Source organism: Paraburkholderia sp. J94 (assembly GCF_905220285.1).
Lineage (GTDB): Bacteria > Pseudomonadota > Gammaproteobacteria > Burkholderiales > Burkholderiaceae > Paraburkholderia > Paraburkholderia tropica_A.
Genome location: NZ_CAJMZH010000009.1, coordinates 384,619 through 402,550, shown reverse-complemented (window position 1 = coordinate 402,550; position 17,932 = coordinate 384,619). Strand labels below are relative to the sequence as shown.

Annotated in this window: 16 protein-coding genes; 10 read left to right on the top strand and 6 right to left on the bottom strand. The window is 65.2% G+C overall.

Features of this window, described 5'->3' with window-relative positions; genetic code table 11:
- The first annotated feature begins 55 nt into the window (after positions 1–55).
- The 4 genes from U4Y88_RS21740 to U4Y88_RS21725 all read left to right on the top strand — a co-directional run bounded on the left by U4Y88_RS21740 (position 56) and on the right by U4Y88_RS21725 (position 5,120).
- On the top strand, positions 56–1,717 hold the full coding sequence (locus tag U4Y88_RS21740) for an acyl-CoA synthetase (RefSeq protein ID WP_310633440.1): 1,662 nt from the start codon (positions 56–58) through the stop codon (positions 1,715–1,717).
- 314 nt (positions 1,718–2,031) lie between these two features.
- A complete protein-coding gene (locus U4Y88_RS21735) occupies positions 2,032–2,343 on the top strand; it encodes a hypothetical protein (RefSeq protein WP_224014317.1) in 312 nt (103 codons plus the stop codon).
- 702 nt (positions 2,344–3,045) lie between these two features.
- Entirely contained in the window at positions 3,046–3,966 is a 921-nt protein-coding gene (locus U4Y88_RS21730; RefSeq protein WP_321786235.1) for an ATP-dependent Clp protease proteolytic subunit, read from the top strand.
- Positions 3,967–4,526: 560 nt separating this feature from the next.
- The gene (locus tag U4Y88_RS21725) at positions 4,527–5,120 is read left to right on the top strand and encodes an IMPACT family protein (protein ID WP_224014321.1); all 594 of its coding nucleotides are present in this window, start codon (positions 4,527–4,529) and stop codon (positions 5,118–5,120) included.
- Positions 5,121–5,165: 45 nt separating this feature from the next.
- Here the strand turns inward: U4Y88_RS21725 and U4Y88_RS21720 are convergent, their stop codons facing one another.
- Positions 5,166–6,203: a zinc-dependent alcohol dehydrogenase family protein gene (locus tag U4Y88_RS21720; RefSeq protein WP_321786234.1), complete on the bottom strand. Its 1,038-nt coding sequence runs from the start codon at positions 6,201–6,203 to the stop codon at positions 5,166–5,168.
- 517 nt (positions 6,204–6,720) lie between these two features.
- On the opposite strand from U4Y88_RS21720, the gene U4Y88_RS21715 reads away from it, so the two are divergent.
- A complete protein-coding gene (locus U4Y88_RS21715) occupies positions 6,721–6,960 on the top strand; it encodes a DUF2964 family protein (protein ID WP_224014325.1) in 240 nt (79 codons plus the stop codon).
- 56 nt (positions 6,961–7,016) lie between these two features.
- Here the strand turns inward: U4Y88_RS21715 and U4Y88_RS21710 are convergent, their stop codons facing one another.
- Positions 7,017–7,415 carry a hypothetical protein gene (locus U4Y88_RS21710; RefSeq protein WP_321786232.1) on the bottom strand — a complete coding sequence of 133 codons (399 nt, stop codon included), beginning with the start codon at positions 7,413–7,415 and terminating at the stop codon, positions 7,017–7,019.
- Positions 7,416–8,040: 625 nt separating this feature from the next.
- Here U4Y88_RS21710 and U4Y88_RS21705 point away from each other — a divergent pair.
- Positions 8,041–8,445 carry a helix-turn-helix domain-containing protein gene (locus U4Y88_RS21705; RefSeq protein WP_224014328.1) on the top strand — a complete coding sequence of 135 codons (405 nt, stop codon included), beginning with the start codon at positions 8,041–8,043 and terminating at the stop codon, positions 8,443–8,445.
- A 156-nt stretch (positions 8,446–8,601) separates the two neighbouring features.
- Here the strand turns inward: U4Y88_RS21705 and U4Y88_RS21700 are convergent, their stop codons facing one another.
- Complete coding sequence (locus U4Y88_RS21700; protein ID WP_321786230.1) at positions 8,602–10,200, bottom strand: diguanylate cyclase; 1,599 nt, start codon at positions 10,198–10,200, stop codon at positions 8,602–8,604.
- Positions 10,201–10,480: 280 nt separating this feature from the next.
- Between U4Y88_RS21700 and U4Y88_RS21695 the strand changes: the two genes are divergently transcribed.
- Entirely contained in the window at positions 10,481–12,079 is a 1,599-nt protein-coding gene (locus tag U4Y88_RS21695) for an inorganic phosphate transporter (protein ID WP_321786228.1), read from the top strand.
- Between the two features lie 148 nt (positions 12,080–12,227).
- On the opposite strand, the gene ppk2 is transcribed toward U4Y88_RS21695, so the two are convergent.
- The 3 genes from ppk2 to U4Y88_RS21680 all read right to left on the bottom strand — a co-directional run bounded on the left by ppk2 (position 12,228) and on the right by U4Y88_RS21680 (position 14,726).
- Entirely contained in the window at positions 12,228–13,166 is a 939-nt protein-coding gene (gene ppk2 / locus U4Y88_RS21690) for a polyphosphate kinase 2 (RefSeq protein ID WP_224014334.1), read from the bottom strand.
- A gap of 178 nt (positions 13,167–13,344) precedes the next feature.
- Positions 13,345–13,794: a VOC family protein gene (locus tag U4Y88_RS21685; protein WP_321786226.1), complete on the bottom strand. Its 450-nt coding sequence runs from the start codon at positions 13,792–13,794 to the stop codon at positions 13,345–13,347.
- 104 nt (positions 13,795–13,898) lie between these two features.
- The gene (locus tag U4Y88_RS21680; RefSeq protein WP_321786224.1) at positions 13,899–14,726 is read right to left on the bottom strand and encodes a FadR/GntR family transcriptional regulator; all 828 of its coding nucleotides are present in this window, start codon (positions 14,724–14,726) and stop codon (positions 13,899–13,901) included.
- 166 nt (positions 14,727–14,892) lie between these two features.
- Between U4Y88_RS21680 and U4Y88_RS21675 the strand changes: the two genes are divergently transcribed.
- From U4Y88_RS21675 to U4Y88_RS21665, 3 genes are read left to right on the top strand one after another with little or no spacing between them, the layout of a single operon-like run.
- The gene (locus U4Y88_RS21675) at positions 14,893–15,693 is read left to right on the top strand and encodes a (Fe-S)-binding protein (protein WP_321786222.1); all 801 of its coding nucleotides are present in this window, start codon (positions 14,893–14,895) and stop codon (positions 15,691–15,693) included.
- Entirely contained in the window at positions 15,690–16,436 is a 747-nt protein-coding gene (locus U4Y88_RS21670; RefSeq protein ID WP_321786220.1) for a LutC/YkgG family protein, read from the top strand. The genes U4Y88_RS21675 and U4Y88_RS21670 overlap by 4 nt, the downstream gene beginning before the upstream one ends.
- Positions 16,433–17,893 carry a LutB/LldF family L-lactate oxidation iron-sulfur protein gene (locus tag U4Y88_RS21665; protein WP_321786218.1) on the top strand — a complete coding sequence of 487 codons (1,461 nt, stop codon included), beginning with the start codon at positions 16,433–16,435 and terminating at the stop codon, positions 17,891–17,893. The genes U4Y88_RS21670 and U4Y88_RS21665 overlap by 4 nt, the downstream gene beginning before the upstream one ends.
- Positions 17,894–17,932: the final 39 nt, after the last annotated feature.

Below are 17,932 nucleotides of genomic sequence, written 5' to 3'. Positions count from 1 at the left end.
CTTTCGCATCGCACGGCACGCCGCGACATCCCGCGCGCAGACAGGAGACAGCGCCATGTTGCACCCCTACGAAGACGGCCTCGCGCCGCGCGAAGCCAATTACGTGCCGCTCACGCCGATCGATTTCATCGCGCGCGCCGCCGAAGTCTATGGCGACCGACTCGCAATGGTTCACGGCAGCGTGCGGCGCAACTGGCGCGACACCTACGCGCGCACCCGCCGCCTCGCGAGCGCGCTCGAACGCGCGGGCATCGGCCGCGGCGACACCGTCGCCGTGCTGCTGCCGAATATTCCGGCGATGGTCGAAGCCCACTTCGGCGTGCCGATGATGGGCGCGGTGCTCAACACGCTGAACACGCGGCTCGACGTCGCGACCATGCTGTTCATGCTGCGTCACGGCGAAGCAAAAGCGCTCATCGTCGATACGGAATACGCCGCGCTCGCGCAACGCGCGGCGCTCGCGTTTCCCGAACTGAAGATCATCACGGTCGCCGACGTCGCGCCCGCCGATCCCGAGCATTTCCCGCGCTCGACCGACTACGAAGCCTTCCTCGAACAGGGCGACCCCGAGTACGCGTGGCAGTTGCCCGCCAACGAATGGGACGCCATCGCGCTCAACTACACCTCGGGCACGACCGGCGATCCGAAGGGCGTGGTCTATCACCATCGCGGCGCGTATCTGAACGCGGTCAGCAACATCCTTGAATGGGATCTGCCGAAGCACGCCGTCTATCTGTGGACGCTGCCGCTCTTTCACTGCAACGGCTGGTGCTTCGCGTGGACCGTCGCGGCGCGCGCGGGCGTGAATGTGTGTCTGCGCAAGTTCGACGCGAAGCTCGTCTTCGATCTCATTCGCACCGAAGGCGTCACGCATTATTGCGGCGCGCCCATCGTCCAGGGCGCGCTCGCCGATGCACCTGCCGAGTATCGCGAAGGCATCGCCCACACGGTGCGCACGATGGTCGCGGGCGCGCCGCCCGCGCCGGCCGTGATCGCGAAGATGAAGCAGATCGGCATCGAACTCACGCACGTGTACGGGCTCACGGAGGTCTATGGACCCGCTTCGGTGTGCGCCGTGCAGGAGGCGTGGCAGTCGCTGCCCGACGACGAACAGGCGCGCCTCGCCGCGCGTCAGGGCGTGCGTTATCACCTGCAGGCGGGCGTGAGCGTGCGCAACGCCACGACGATGGAACCCGTGCCCAACGACGGCGAAACGCTCGGCGAGATCATGTTCCGCGGCAACATCTGCATGAAGGGCTATCTGAAGAACGAGCGCGCCACCGAAGAAGCGTTTCGCGGCGGCTGGTTCCATACCGGCGACCTCGGCGTGATGACGCCCGACGGTTACGTGCGCATCACCGACCGCAGCAAGGACATCATCATTTCGGGCGGCGAGAACATTTCGAGCATCGAAGTGGAGGACACGCTGTATCGCCATCCGGCGGTCGCGCTCGCGGCCGTCGTCGCGATGCCCGATCCGAAGTGGGGCGAAGTGCCGTGCGCGTTCGTCGAGCTGCGTCCGGGCGCGAGCGCGACCGCCGAAGAGATCGTCGCGCATTGCCGGCTCTTTCTCGCGCACTACAAAGTGCCGCGCGTGGTGAAGTTCGGCGAACTGCCGCGCACCGCGACCGGCAAGATTCAGAAGTACGAGTTGCGCGCGCAAGTGGGGTCGCAAAGCGCGATCGATCTCGGCAAAGCCGAAAAGCCCGCTAAATGAAGGGCTTTTGAAAGACTGGAAGGCGGCGGCCCGCGTCGAAGCGGCTTCAGCGCGACGACACGGGCCGCCGAATGTAACGCCTCTTGACAACCCGGCCCTTTAATCCGCGTCGGCAACCTTCAGAAAGATCCGGTAATCCGTTCTGCATCAAGGATCGATTGTTAAAACGGCGTTTTTCTTATGAGGATTTGAGTGAAACGAAAGCTTACAAGTGGTCACGTTTTCCCTGCCCGCCTCTCGCTAAGCTTGGTTCCGTGGTCGAACGCAACGCAACCGATGCGCGGCGTCGATGAACCCGAAGAGGAGGAAAGAACATGAACACCAAGAGCTGGAAGACCCCCGCACGCGCCCTCGCGGCTGCACTGCTGGCTGGCGGCGCGCTGATGGGCGCCTCGAGCGCCTTCGCTCAATCCGAGCCGTTCGGGCTGCATGCGAACTCGGCGCCCGAATACGGTCAGCCGCACATGATGCCGGTGGGCGTGCAAGTGTCGATCGGCTGGCACGACAACCGCTACTGGGACGGCCATCGTTACTGGGAACACGACGAGTGGATGCACCATCATCCGCATGATCCGGGTCCGCGCGGCCACGACGATCATCGTCCGCCGCCCCCGCCGCGTTACTAATGCCTGATGCGTCGTGACTGTGCGCATGTCGCGCCAGTCACGCACTAGCAGGTCGACCGAGGCCGGTCTCTCCGCAAAGAGAGACCGGCCTCGGCGCATTTCTGAGTGCCGTTTTTGCGGCCCGTTTTTGCGGCCCGTTTTCGAGTCGCTTTCGAGTCACGTTCGCAATCGTTGACTTCGCGCCTCGCGCCCTTCGCTGGGGCGCATTCGCGCCATTTCCGGGCAGCGCGGTGCGGCGCGCATTTCACTCCCTTACCTGAATCCTGCCAACTGCGACTATCGCCGGCGCGTGCTTGATTTGGGCTCCGAATCACAATTCGCGTGAACGTAGCCAGAAACGCGCTCTGTACGCAGCCGCGCCGCGCGACGGCCATGTGCGCAAGCGCACAGAAGGTAATGGCGCGTAATGCGCGTGCGTTGATCCCGGTGCGGCAGGCGGTTAAGGTGGTCGGGCGTTTCGTTCCCCGGAGCGCACGGTGTATTCTCATTGCCCCGGCCTTCCACGGTTGGGGCTTTTTTTTGCCTGTTCGCAGAGGCTGCGGAAAGGCTCTGTTCCCCCCTCACAGCCCCTCCTTCAATCCCTGGTAACCTGTACGACGACTTTCGAAGTCGAACGGTCATTTCACACCGGGGCATGGCGCGTCATTACGCTCCCCAAGACAGACTCAAGACTATGCTTCTGATATTCCGGGGGAGAAGCGTATGCGCAGCATCAAGCACCCAACAGCCAAAGACGCGGCGGCGCAACGCTTGATCCAACGATTGCTTTCGTGGCTGTGTTTCACTGTGCTGATAATTCCCGGTACAGCGCCGGCGATGGACTTCAAGATCTATTACCAGCCACAACTCAAGCTGAAAATGGTGATCGGCGAGGGGCGGATTCAGGAAGGCGATGCGGAGAAGTTTCTGGCGTTCGCCAGAATGGCCGACCGCGATGACGAAGGACTCGTTATCCTTGTTTTAAATAGTCCAGGCGGGAATGTCGAAGCGGCTTTCCGGGTGGTCGACGCCATGGATAAAGTGCGCGTCTATACCACCGTTCCAGATAGCGCGAAGTGCGCGTCCGCCTGCGCGTCCATTCTGTTCGCATCAGGAGAACGCCGAAGCGTCATGGGTACCGGGCTGCTCGGTTTTCACAGTTGCTACCGGCGCGATGGCCGCACCTATTCCGAGGACTCGCTTTGCAACGAAATCATCGCGGCAAACGCCATGCAAAGAGGCGTCACGCATGCAGGCATCAATCGTTTCGTTAAGCAATATGGCGCGACCGATATGGCATGGGTCGGGCATAAAGTCGCCTGCAATTCGCTGCAAGGACTATGCAAACCAGGGCTATTGGAGACGCGGGGCGGGACGAAGGTTGCGCTGATACACAGTCTTGAGTGCAGCAAGCTGATCTCTGTGCAGGCGCAGCTGATTTGCGGGGATGCGGAACTCACAACTATCGATAAAGCATTGGCGGAAATCTATGCCCAAAGAATGAAGGAATCGGCGAACAAGGCGCGATTGCGAGCCGATCAACGCGCATGGCTTCGTAATTCCCGTAACGCGTGCAGCGATAAAGCCTGTCTACTGCAAAGCTATCGCCTCCGAATCGATGAACTGAAGCGGATGCGGTCGTAGCGCGCGCGACATCGCAACTGCGGGCAATTGCGAGCAATCGCGCAACCGCCCGCGGTCTGCGACATTTTTTTGCGTTGCTGCGGATTTTTGATGGGCGTAAGGTGGAATTGCCTCTTGAGAACAGGCGAGCCTTATGCCCCCCGGTCATCGGAGCCCATCCTGACCGGGGATTTTTTCTGCGTGCGTTCCGCACGAGGGGAAGCGTCGGGATATCGCGGCGCAAGACCTGCGGCGCCACGACGAAATCGGAATATGACGGATCACCGAATGAGGAGTTCGGATTCGCTCCAGCCAGAGCTAGACCCGCCATGGAACGCATTATCGGGCCTCGCGCCGAAAGCGTCATTAGCACAACGCGCAAGAATCCATTACGGAAATTGTCAAGATGCGATGACGCGGCCTGGCGTCGCAGTTATCGCGACGACGACGGAGCCAAAAACGCCGACGACCGCGACCGCAGCACGCCCGCCCCGCCGCGCTCGCCGGCACATCCGCTAACATGACGGTTTGCCTACGCCGCTTCGGCCTTCTTGTGAGCGGCCTCGCCGGCCCCGTCCGCTTTGCCCACCTATACCCTTGCCAACACCGTCGGCGCGGAACTCGAAATCCGCAAGAGCCGCTTCATCGCCCTCGCGATTCCGGTCGCCGACCGCGAAGCCGCCATGGCCGAACTGCGCCGTCTGCGCGACGAACACCCCACGGCCACGCACGTCTGCTGGGCGCTGCTGGCGGGCGGCCAGTCGGGCATGTCCGACGACGGCGAACCGTCGGGCACGGCGGGCCGCCCGATCCTCGAAGTGCTGCGCCATCACGATCTCGACGGCGTGCTCGCGGCCGTGGTGCGCTACTACGGCGGCGTGAAGCTCGGCGCGGGCGGCCTCGTGCGCGCCTATACCGATGCCATCGCGCACGCGCTCAAGGACGCGCCGCGCGTCGAGCGCATCGCGCAGGCGCGCTTCACGGTGGAAGTGGGCTATCCCGACGAAACGCGCGTGCGCCACTGGATCGAGCAGGGCCAGCACACGCTGGTGGACAGCCAGTACACGATGACCGTGCGCCTGACGATCCAGCTTCCGGCCACCGAAGTCGATGCCGCGCGCGACACGCTGCGCGATCTCACGCAGGGCCGCGCGGGCTTTCCTGAACACGTTTGAGCGCGGCTGACGACGCGCATCCCAACACCTCCATCGCACCCGCGCTCAAGCCGCAATGATCACCTTGAGCGCCTGCGTGCGCGCCGCCTCGCCGAAGGTCGCGTACGCCTCCATGATCTGATCGAGCGTGAAGCGGTGCGTGACGAGCTTGCCCGGTTCGAGCCGCTTCGACTCGACGGTGGCGAGCAGCATCGGCGTGGTGTAGGTATCCACCAGCCCGGTCGTGAGCGTGATGTTGTGCGCCCAGAGCTTCTCCAGATGCAGATCGACCTTGGTGCCGTGCACGCCCACGTTCGCAATCGTGCCGCCCGCGCCGACGATCGACTCGCAGATCGCGAACGTCGCCGGAATGCCCACCGCCTCGATCGCCACATCCACGCCACGCCCGTGCGTGAGCGCCATCACGCGCTCGACGGCGTCGCCGCCCTGGCTGTTCACGACGTCGGTCGCGCCGAAGCGCTTCGCGACTTCGAGCCGGTTGTCGTCGAGATCGATCATGACGATGCGGCCCGGCGCGTAGAACTGCGCTGTCATGAGCGCGGCGAGCCCGACCGGCCCCGCGCCGACGATCGCCACCGTCTGCCCCGGCTTCACCTTGCCGTTGAGCACGCCGCATTCGAAACCGGTGGGCAGGATGTCGCTGAGCATCACGAGCGCCTCTTCGTCGGCGCCCTTCGGCAAGTGATAGAGACTCGTGTCGGCGTGTGGAATGCGCACCTTCTCCGCCTGCGTGCCGTCGATCAGATGACCGAGAATCCAGCCGCCCGTCGTGCAGTGCGAATACATCTGGCGGCGGCAATATTCGCACTTGCCGCAGGAACTGATGCAGGAGATCAGCACCGCGTCGCCGACCTTGAAGTTCGAGACGCCCTCGCCCACCGCTTCCACCACGCCCACGCCTTCGTGGCCGAGCGTCGTGCCGGGCTTCACCTCAGGCACGTCGCCCTTGAGGATGTGCAGATCGGTGCCGCAGATGGTCGTCTTCGTGATGCGCACGATCGCATCGGACGGCTTCTCGAGTTTCGGCTCGGGTTTGTCTTCCAGCGCTTTCTGGCCAGGCCCCTTGAATACGAGTGCTTTCATCTCGCTCCTCCATTTCGGCGATACGAGGAAAAGAAAAGAAACCATGCGTCGTCCGATGTCATGACCGACCCGGACTCAATCGAGCTTAGCACCTGAATAGTGCGCATCCCTGTGCAATAAGGCCGCCATAAAGAGCGCCAGCCGCGGGCGAATCGTCGCAGGTCGCGCATGAATGCAAACCGCGAATGCAAAGCGAAGAAACGGCGGAAACAGCGGCGAAAAAAAACGGACAAAAAAAAGCCGCCGATGAAATCGGCGGCTAAACAGGGGACGTGAAGAACAACCGCGAATCGACTATCGAATCGACCCGACGCACCCATCATGGCGATGCAAAATTAAGGCAAACTTAAACCTGCGGGAAAGTCCGCGAAAATGTTCATGACCGCGGTTTTGTGACAGCGCATTGCAGCCGTTCAGAAAGCAGCGAATCGCACGATCGATTACTCTCGTTGCCGGGCTGCACACGCGCCGCCACGTCCGACCGGCAGGCCGCGCATCATCACGTGAAAGGGCCGATATGATCTTCGATCGTTTAAGGGCAGGCGCTGGTCCCGAGCGGCGCCATCGCGTCTGGAGCAAGCTGCGCATCTTCGTGGCCGCCATCGGCACGCTCGGCTCGGCCACGGGCATCGCCATCGCCGTGCTCGGGCTCGTGCAGTTCAACAACCAGAAGGTGATGGTCGGCGTGGCCGTCATCATCGTCTCGACGGCGGTGTACGTCACGATTCTGGCCCGCGACCGTAATCGCGTCGATTAGGCCAGCGGTCGATCGGTCGTCGCGCGCCGTGGACCCGCCACGGCCGCGCGGCGCTTTCAGGCGTCCTGCCCAACCGGCAGGCAAGGCACCGCGCTGCGGTAGTGATCGTAGACACGCTCGCGCTCCTCGCTCGCGAGTCGGCGTTTTTCCGTGAGCTTGAGCATGCGATGGCGGTCCGCGCCGAGCGTCGCGTAGTAGCGCTCCGAATGCAGGCGCCGAAAGCGCGTGAAGAAGTCCGGCCCGGGCAGTCCCGAATCGGTCGCGAGCAGCGACGCATAGTCGGCCACCTGCGGCTCGCACAGCGCCGCCGCCGACGCTTCGAGCTGTTCGTAACGCTCGCGCAGCGGCACCGTCTGCGCGAACAGCGCATGAAACGCTCCATACGGCACGAGACCACGCCGGCTGGCTGCGCGCCGCAGCAGGCGTCCTACCTTTTCGTCGAGTTCTCTGTTCATTGCTGTAGCCCGTAAAAGTATTCAAGGCGAGGGATGCAATGCGGATTCGCGCCGCGTCGCGCAACAGCGTGAAACCGGTCAGCCCTTTCCGTCCGATCGACTGCATTCAAATCGCATTCGTCGATTCAAACGCGTCAATTCAGGCACATCGAATTTCGTAAAGCGATTCAATGCAAATCGGAAATGCATTCTGCCCAAAATTACCGGATCGCTCTCGCAATCTGCCCCCGGCAATGGCGGGAAAAAAGATTGCAAACATTGTCGGTGACCGCTGTGCGGTCCATCATGACGCAAACGCGCAATGGCTCGACCCATTGTTCAGCGAATTGGATACGTACATTTTTTCCGATAGACCAGGAAAATCTGTAAGTCAAGCAGACTATTTTTCCGCTAGCTATACACATTCCCTACAAAAACAATTATTAATATCCGCTGCGGACTGCCCGAGCGGTCCGCACGCGTCTCAGATGAGACGTCACGTTTCGCCGTCCGCAAGAGGCCGCGCGTCATGCCGTGAATGGCGCAAGGCCGCAGCAAACGACAAGACCCGCATGCAGGAATTGGGTTGAAGGAGCGGCGCATCCGCAAGCCGCATGACCGGAATCTTTCGTCGACGAGTGATCACATGCTGACCAGAACCGAAAATTTACCGAGCGTCGCGCGCCGGATGGCCGCCGGACAGATGCTCGTGGAAGGCGCCACGGTGCATGCCGTGGCTGATTCCCTGCACCTCTCCGCCCAGACGGTGCGCCGCTACAAATCGATCGTGGAGGACGGCGGTCTCGCCGCGCTCCAGCAGATGAGCGTAGGCGGGCGTCCTTCCGTGCTCGACCAGGCCGCGCTAGGCTGGATCGCCAATGCGCTGCACGGCTCGGCGCGAGAGCATGGCTTTGCAAGCGACGCGTGGACCAACAGCCGCGTGCGCGAACTGATCGGCCGCCAGTTCGGGGTCCATTATTCGCGCGTCTACACGTGGCAGATCGTGTCGAACCTCGGCCTCGGCCATCGCCTGTCGAAATCGGCACGCTGAGTCGAGGGGGTTCACGCGAGCAGGTCCGGCGATTTCAGCAAACGTTGCACTCAGCCTGAACCCGATCGCGGGCGGCGTCGTCACGCTGCCTGCGACAGTCGCTGCGTGCCGCGCGCGTGTGCGTTGATCCGGGCGACGCCCACGCATCCAACCCCGTCAATCCGTCACGTCCGGCGCAGCCGATGCGCCGCGCGTGGCGTTTTCCTCGCCGCTCCACGCCTTCGCGCGCACCTGGTTGCGCCCTGCGTCCTTGGCTTCGTAGAGTTGCGCGTCGGCGGCCGCCAGTAGCTTCGCGGCGCTGCCGCCCACGGGCGGATCGCAACTGGCACAGCCCACGCTGACCGTCACGCAGCCATAGCGCGAGCCCGTGAACGCGAGATTCGCCGACTCGATGCGCCGCCGGATTTTCTGCGCGATCTTCTCCGCGCCCGCGAGCGTCACGCCCGGCAGCACCACGGCGAACTCCTCGCCGCCATAGCGCGCGGCCATATCGGAGGCGCGCCGCGTGCCCGAGGCGATGCGTTCGGCGACGACCGCGAGCACTTCGTCGCCGGCAGCGTGACCGTAGGTGTCGTTGAAGATCTTGAAGTGATCGATGTCGAGAAACAGCACGCCCAGCGGCGTGCGCTCGCGCACCGCACGCTCCCATTCGGCGGCAAGACGCTGGTCGAGCGCGCGGCGGTTCGACAGACCCGTGAGCGGATCGGTGACCGCGAGGCGCAGCAGCTCCTCTTCGGCGATCAGCTTGTCGCGCAGCGCGAACGCGAGGATCCACGAAACCGCGACCCACGCGCCGCCGAACACCGTCGTCATCACGAGCGCGATCGTGCTGCGGCGGCGCCAGCCCGCGAGAATATCGCTGACGGCCGGCGCGATGCCGATGATGATCGGCGTCGCGCCCACGCGGCTATAGGTGTAGAGGCGCTCGACGCCGTCGACTTGCGCGTGCGCCGCGAAGGTGCCCGAATCGTGGCTCATCATGATCCTGAAGTTGCGCCACTGCGCGAAATTGGTGCCGATGCCGTTCGTCAGTTGCGGCCGGCTCGCGAGCAGCGTGCCGTCGCCCATCATGATGATGACCGCGCCGCGCGGCCCCATGTCGAGGCGATCCAGCAATTGCTGAAAATATTCGAGCCGCACGACGAGCAGCGCGACGCCCGCGAACGCGCCATCGTTCGCGTTGATGCGGCGCGAGAGCCCGACCGACAGCACGCCGTTGCGCAGCCGCGATGCGTAGGGCTTCGAAATAAACAGGCCACGCTGCGGATCGTCCTGTTGCGCGACGAAGTAATCGCGGTCCGCCACGGAACTCGCGGGCGGAATCGTGTCGCTCTGCGAGGCCTTCACGTAGCCTTGCGCATCGAGCACATAAGCGCCGCCGAGATACGAGGCCGCCGTCGCGCGGTCGAACAGCACGCGCTGGCGCAGCGCGTCGGGCAGCGTCCACGTCGAGCGCTGCTGCGCGCCCGTCACCACGGCGCGCAACGAGAGATCGTAAAGCTCGACGTTGCGCGCGATGTCGCTGCTCAGGAGCCGCACGATGTTCTCTGAATTCTCGACCGCGTGCCGCAACTCCTCGGCGCGGCTTTCGTAGAACGCAGCATAGGTAACGGCCGCCATCACGGTAGCGACGAGCGTGCCGGACAGCGCCGCGAAGAACGGATGATTGCCGATCGCGCGCGTGGCGAGCCGGCCTCGCGCGAACAGCCAGCGTCGCAGACGCTGCCCCGGCGAGAACACGCGGCGCGGCGGCACGCCCGGCGCGGCTGGCTCCCGCTCGGGCTGTCGCTCATGCTCCCGCTCAGGCTCTCGAACACGGTCGACCACGCGCTCATTCCTCCGACGATTGAGACACGAAATTCACGCCATACCCGCGCAAACCCACGCGAAGCCCCCGCCAAACGCGCGCATCTTGCCGCCTTCGCACGGCGTGCCCATGAAAATGTCATCAATCCGACACGCTGGCTCTGGATGATCGGAAACGCGACTTTCGCCGCATTTTCATCGCCCTTCCAGCTACAGGAGCCAGCACGTCATGCCGGACCTTTCCCTGTCACCGCAGCCGGGCGCCACGCCTGCACGCGGCCGCAGCGCGAGCCTGCTCGCCTTCCTGCTCGTGATCGCAGCGGGTGCCGTCTACGTCGGCATGCATCTCGCCGACGATCTGTCTCCCGTGCGCGAAAGCTCCGCGCTGCCGTGGCTGCTGCTCGGCATCGCGCTGCTGATCGCGCTGGGCTTCGAATTCGTGAACGGCTTCCACGATACCGCGAATGCCGTCGCAACCGTCATCTACACGCACTCGCTTTCGCCGAACCTCGCCGTGATCTGGTCGGGCGCGTGGAATTTTCTCGGCGTGCTCACGTCCTCGGGCGCGGTGGCGTTCGGCATCCTGCAACTGCTGCCCGTCGAGCTGATTCTGCAGGTCGGCAGCAGCGCCGGTTTCGCGATGGTGTTCGCACTCCTGATCGCTGCGATCATCTGGAACCTCGGCACGTGGTACTTCGGCCTGCCGTCGTCGAGCTCGCACACGCTGATCGGCTCGATCATCGGCGTGGGCCTGATGAACCAGATGATGCACGGGTCGAGCGGCACGAGCGGCGTGGACTGGAGCCAGGCGCTCGGCGTCGGCAAGTCGCTGCTGTTCTCGCCGATCGTCGGCTTCCTGTGCGCCGCGCTGCTGCTGCTCGTGCTCAAGGCGCTCGTGCGCGTGCCCGCGCTCTACGCCGAGCCGAAGGGCAAGGAGCCGCCGCCGTTCTGGATCCGCGCGCTGCTGATCCTCACCTGCACGGGCGTGTCGTTCGCGCACGGCTCGAACGACGGCCAGAAGGGCATGGGCCTCATCATGCTGATCCTGATCGGCACGGTGCCGACCGCCTACGCGCTCAACAAGGCCGTGACGGCCGGCGAATCGCAGACCTTCGTCGCGGTCGCCGAACAAGCCTCGCGCACCTTCGACAAGTATGCGAACGGCGTGCCCGCGCCGACCGATGCCGCCGCCGTGCGCAGCGAAATCGAACGCTACATCAGCTCGCGCACGCTCGCGCCGCAGACGATTCCAGCGCTCTCCTCGCTGTCCGCCGAAGTGGGCAAGCAGGTCGCGGGCTACGGCTCGATGGCAAACGTGCCGCAATCGGTGGTCGATAACGTGCGCAACAACATGTACGTGATTTCCGAGGCGATTCGCCTGATCGACAAGGCGAAGCAACCCGCCTTCGCCGCCGACGACGCCAAGGCGATCCTCAATTTCCGCAGCCAGATCGATCACGCGACCAAGTTCATCCCGACGTGGGTGAAAGTGGCGGTGGCGATCGCGCTGGGACTCGGCACGATGGTGGGCTGGAAGCGCATCGTGGTGACGGTGGGCGAGCGCATCGGCAAGCAGCACCTGACCTACGGCCAGGGCGCGAGCGCCGAACTCGTGGCGATGGCGACCATCGGCGCCGCCGACGCCTACGGTCTGCCGGTCTCGACCACGCACGTGCTGTCCTCGGGCGTGGCGGGCACGATGGCCGCCAACGGCTCGGGCCTGCAATGGAACACGGTGCGCAGCCTCGTGCTCGCGTGGGTGCTCACGCTGCCCGTGTCGATCGTGCTCGCGGGCGGCCTGTACTGGGTGTTCCGCCACCTGTTCTGAGCGCCGCGTCCGGTTCGGATTCTCGCTATCGGCAAGGACCGCAAACAAGCAGCAAGCAAGCAGCACCGATGCAAAAAAGCCGCGCCCTGTGAGGGGCGCGGCTTTTTCCTTGCGCCGCCGAAGCCGCGCAGTCGAAGAAACCCGACGCTCAATACACGTCGGGCACGATCATGGTTTCGGGCACCGGCTGGCGGATGTAATCGGGATGATGCACGCGCGCGGGCAGCGTCACCTGCGGATGCTCGACCTCGTGATACGGCACCTGGCTCAGCAGATGGTGAATGCAGTTCAGACGCGCGCGCTTCTTGTCCACGCCCTGCACGACCCACCACGGCGCTTCGGGAATATGCGAGCGCTGCAGCATCACTTCCTTCACGTGCGTGTACGCTTCCCAGCGGCGGCGGCTTTCGAGGTCCATCGGCGAAAGCTTCCATTGCTTGAGCGGATCGTCGATACGGCTCTGGAAGCGCACTTCCTGTTCGTCGTCGGTGATCGAGAACCAGTACTTGACGATCTGCACGCCGCTGCGCACGAGCATCTTCTCGAACTCGGGCACCGAGCGGAAGAACTCTTCGTATTCGTCGTCGGTGCAGAAGTTCATCACGCGCTCGACGCCCGCGCGGTTGTACCAGCTACGGTCGAACAGCACCATTTCGCCGCCCGCCGGCAGATGCTGCACGTAACGCTGGAAATACCACTGCGTGCGCTCGCGGTTGTTCGGCGCGGGCAGCGCGGCCACGCGGCACATGCGCGGGTTCAGACGCTGCGTGATGCGCTTGATGACGCCGCCCTTGCCGGCCGCGTCGCGGCCCTCGAAGATCACGACGAGGCGATGGCCGGTGCTCACGATCCAGTCCTGCATCTTCACGAGTTCGCCTTGAAGGCGGATCAGCTCGCGGAAATAGACGCGGCGCAGCGCGCGCGCTTCGTCGCTGATCTGCAGACCGCTTTCCTGCAGGCGGTCGTCGACTTCCATTTCGAGTTCTTCGTCGTAGGCGTCGATCAGTTCTTCGTCGAGACGGCGGCGGCGATGGCGCTCCGCTTCCTCGTCTTGCTCGATGGCCGCTTCGCGGTCCAGTTCGTTCATGGCGACTCTCCTTTTTCGATCAATGGCACCCCGCGCCGGATGCGCTACGCGCGAGCGAAGCGCCGATGGACACGGCCACACGCCACTATCGGCGCGGTGGGTGTCACGCGTATTTCATATGCATCGCGCGATGTGCCAATTCGCTGATTTGCCGATTTGCCGATTTCGCCGCGCGTGCTCAGGGCCGCAGCAACGGCTGCGCAAAACTGAGTTCGTGGCCGTCCGGGTCGCGCAGATGGAAATAGCGCTCGCCCCACGGCGCATCCTGCGGCGCGAATTCGGGCGAAAAGCCGGCGGCCACGGCCTGATTGTAGAAAGCGTCGACGTCGGCGACGTAGAGAATCACGCGCCCCCAGCCCGCGACGGCGTCATGCGGCCCTTCGAGGAGGTTCAGGTAGGACTCGCCGCCGTGCGCACCACCAACGCCGCCGCCGATAACGAACGACGCGAAACCCGCAATGCGCGGCCCCGCCTTGTGCGCGAAGCCGAGCGGCTCGTAAAAACGCAGCGAGCGCGCGAGGTCGCTCACGGTCAGGGTCACGGCGCTCAATGACTGGATGCGGGATTCGGTGGGCGCTTCGGTGGGCGCTTCGATTGGCTTTTCGCTGGGCGCGGCGGGCGGCGTCATGGCCAGGCCTCCTTGTGATGGGCTTCGCGGGCTGCGCACGCAGTCTGGCTGCGCGCGCACGGCCCCTATCTGCCGACTTTAGCAGCCTTTCGCCGCCGTTGGCATCACGTGCGCCCGCGCCTTGACCTGCCCTGGCCCTTCGGCGCGGTGGACTTCCGGCCTGAATCGGTGCTCGATTCGCGACCAGGCGCCTCGCCACTGGTCGGACCAGTTTCAAGCAATCCGCTCTCCTCGCCCACCCGCGCGCGCACGAAGTCGATATGCGTCTGCATGGCCGTGCGCGCCTCTTCGGGACGCCGCGCCAGAATCGCGTCGCAGAGCGTGCGGTGCTGCAGCAGCAGCAGCCCGGAGGCGTCGGCGGTCTGCTCGCGCAAGCCCGTTCCGTTGATCGTGATGTGCTCGCGCAGCACGCCCAGCACGCTCGTGTGCAGATGCAGGAACATCGCGTTGTGCGAGGCCTGCGCGATCACTTCGTGCAGCTTCGCGTCGGCGTCGGCCTCGGCGGTCTTGTCGTCGGCTTCGCGCGTGCGCTCCAGCGTGGCCATCTGCGCGCGGATGCGCGCGAGATCGTCGTCGCTCGCGCGCAACGCCGCGAAATACGCGGTCGCGCCTTCCAGCACGCGGCGGAATTCGAGGATGTCGTCGCGCAAGGCAGGATGGTCGGCCACCAGTTGCCCCCACGGCGACGCAAAGCCCGTGCGCAACTGATCGGTCACGAACACGCCCGCGCCCGCGCGGCTCGCCACGAGGCCGCGCGCGGCCAGCCGCTGGGTCGCCTCGCGCACCGTGTTGCGCGCTACGCCGTACGCCTGCGCGAGGTCGCGCTCGGACGGCAGCTTCGCGCCCGCGCCCCACGTGCCGTCGAGCAGCGATGTCTCCATGCGCCGCATCACCGTTTCCACGCGTCCGCGCGTGCCCGCCCTGTCCCTCATAGATCGTCCCCGAATCGCTGTCTGGCTTGTCTCTGGGCAACACGCCGATACGCACTGGTCCAACCAGTTTGTGTGCGCCGCCCGAAGCGGGAATTATGCGCCACAAACCTGCCGTTGCCGCGCACCGCCGCGCCGGACGACGCGCCACCTCACATCAAAGCGAGACATGAAGCCACGGCTCTACCCCACCGGCGCGCGTCCCACCGACGTCTATCTGTTCGCCACCTGCCTCGTCGACCTGTTCGTGCCGCAGGCCGGACTCGACGCCGTCAAACTGCTCGAACGCGAAGGCCTTACGGTCCACTTTCCGCGCGGCCAGAGCTGCTGCGGCCAGCCCGCGTACAGCAGCGGCAACCCGCGCCAGGCGCGCGAGGTGGCGCGCGCGCAGCTCGGCCTGTTCGCCGAACCGTGGCCCGTGATCGTGCCCTCGGGATCGTGCGCGGGCATGATGCGGCACCACTGGCCCGCCCTCTTCGCCGACGACGCCGATGACGAAGCCCGCGCGCTCGACCTCTCGTCGCGCGTCTACGAACTGACCGAATTCCTCGTGCGCGTGCTCGACGTCGATCTGGGCCCGGCGGGCGCCTACGCCGATGCCGCGCGCACCCAGCCCGACGAGCGCGTGGTGCTGCACACCTCCTGCGGCGCGCGCCGCGAGATGGGCACGCGCGTCCACGGCGTCGAAGCCGTCGATGCGCTGCCCGGCGTCACGCGCATCGAGCACGAACGCGAATCGGAATGCTGCGGCTTCGGCGGCACGTTCTCGCTCAAGCACCCCGACATTTCCGGCGCGATGGTCGCCGACAAGATCGCCTCGGCCTGCGCGACCGGCTGCAACCGGCTCGTGTCCGCCGACTGCGGCTGCCTGCTGAACATCGGCCACGCGGCGGAGCGCAAGGGCGCGCCGCTCGAAGTCGAACACCTCGCCAGCTTCCTGTGGCGGCGCACGGGCGGAGAAGCGGCATGACGAACGCAGTCGATACCCCGGATTCGCTCGGCGCCCGCGCGCGCATGCTCGGACGACTGCGCGCGAACGCGCCCGCGTCGGCCACGCAGATCGACGCACTCGACGCCCGCATCGACGCGCATTTCGACGCGCGCCGCGCTCACGCCAACAGCACGCAGGCCGAGTGCCTCGCGCAATTCCAGCGCATGCTCGAAGCCGCGCACGCCGACGTGACGATCACGACTGCGCGCGCCTGGCCCGCCGAACTCGCGCGCCGCCTCGCGCAGGCGGGCGTGAAGCGTCTGCTGCTCGATCCGTCGAGCGCGGAAGGCGCGGCGCTCGCGGCCGCATTGCCCTCGGAGATCGCGGCGAAATATTACGAAGCGCCGATCGAAACCTGGAAGTCCGAACTGTTCGACACGATCGACGCGGGCTTCACGGTCGCGCGCTCCGGCCTCGCGGCCACCGGCACGCTGATCGTGGTGCCCGACGCGAACGCGCCGCGCACGGTCTCGCTGGTGCCGCCGCTGCACGTTGCGCTGATTCACGCGAACACCTTGCACGCGGACCTGCACGCCGCCGCCAAAGCGGAACGCTGGCGCGACGGCATGCCCACCAATCTCGTGATGATCTCCGGTCCTTCGAAGACCTCGGACATCCAGCAGACCACCGCATACGGCGCGCACGGACCGCGCGCGCTGTGGGTGATCGTCGTCACCGACGAAGCCACGGGCGATGAGACCACGCAAGGAGACGCGCAATGAGCACGGCCAGCACCGCTGAAAACACGCTGCATTTCGTGCCCACCGCCGAATTCCGCGCCCGCGCGCGCACCGCGCTCGACGACCCGCAACTGCGCAAGAGCTTTCGCGGCGCGATGGACTTTCTGCAAGGCAAGCGCGCCGCGCAGTTTCCCGAAGCCGACGAACTCGAACAATTGCGCGACCTCGGCGAAGCCGTGCGCCAGCACGCGCTCGCGCGTCTGCCCGATCTGCTCGAACAACTCGAAGCGAAGCTGCGCGAGAACGGCGTGCGCGTGCACTGGGCCGAAACCGCCGACGACGCCAACCGCATCGTCCACGACATCGCGCAACGTCACGCGGCGACGCGCGTCATCAAAGGCAAGTCGATGGCGAGCGAGGAAATCGAGCTCAACCATTACCTCGGCGCGCGCGGCATCGACTGCATCGAATCGGATATGGGCGAGTACATCGTCCAGCTCGCGGGCGAAAAGCCCTCGCATATCGTCATGCCCGCGATCCACAAAACGAAGGGCGACATCGGGCATCTGTTCGAGGAGCACATTCCCGATACGCCCTACACCGAAGACGTCGATACGCTGATTCAAACGGGCCGCCGCGCGCTGCGCCGCGCGTTCGTCGATGCGCAGATCGGGCTCTCGGGCGTGAACTTCGCCGCCGCCGATACCGGCACGCTCTGGCTCGTCGAAAACGAAGGCAACGGCCGTCTTTCGACCACGGTGCCCGACGTGCATATCGCGATCATGGGCATGGAAAAAGTGGTCGCGAAGCTCGAACATATCGTGCCGCTCTCCAGCCTGCTCACGCGCTCGGCGACGGGCCAGCCGATCACCACGTACTTCAATCTGATCAGCAGCCCGCGCCGCGCCGGCGAGAAAGACGGCCCGCGCGAAGTGCATCTCGTGCTGCTCGACAACGGCCGCAGCCAGGCCTACGCCGACGACCAGTTGCGCGCCACGCTGCAATGCATCCGCTGCGGCGCGTGCATGAATCATTGCCCGGTGTACACGCGCATCGGCGGCCACGCGTATGGCACGACCTATCCGGGCCCGATCGGCAAGATCATCTCGCCGCATCTGCTCGGTCTCGACGCCACCGCCGATCTGCCCACCGCGTCGAGCCTGTGCGGCGCGTGCGGCGAAGTCTGCCCCGTGCGCATTCCGATTCCGCAATTGCTCGTGCGTCTGCGCACCGAAGCGAACCGCGCGCCCGACGAAGCGGTGGCGCATCCGCTGCGCGGCCAGGGTGCGAATCACAGCAAGAGCGAGCAGTTCGTCTGGCGCTTCTGGAGCGGCGCGTTCGCGCATCCGCGTGCGTATCGCGCGCTGCGCTGGGCCGCGACGCGTCTGCGCGCGCTCGCGCCTTCGCAGCAGATGGGCTGGACGCAGCACCGCACGCCGCTGAAGCCCGCGCCGCGCAGCCTGCACGATCTGCTCAACGATCGCGACCAGCCGAAATAGCCTTTATCACGCTGCGAACCCAAACTCGTCAGGCATCCG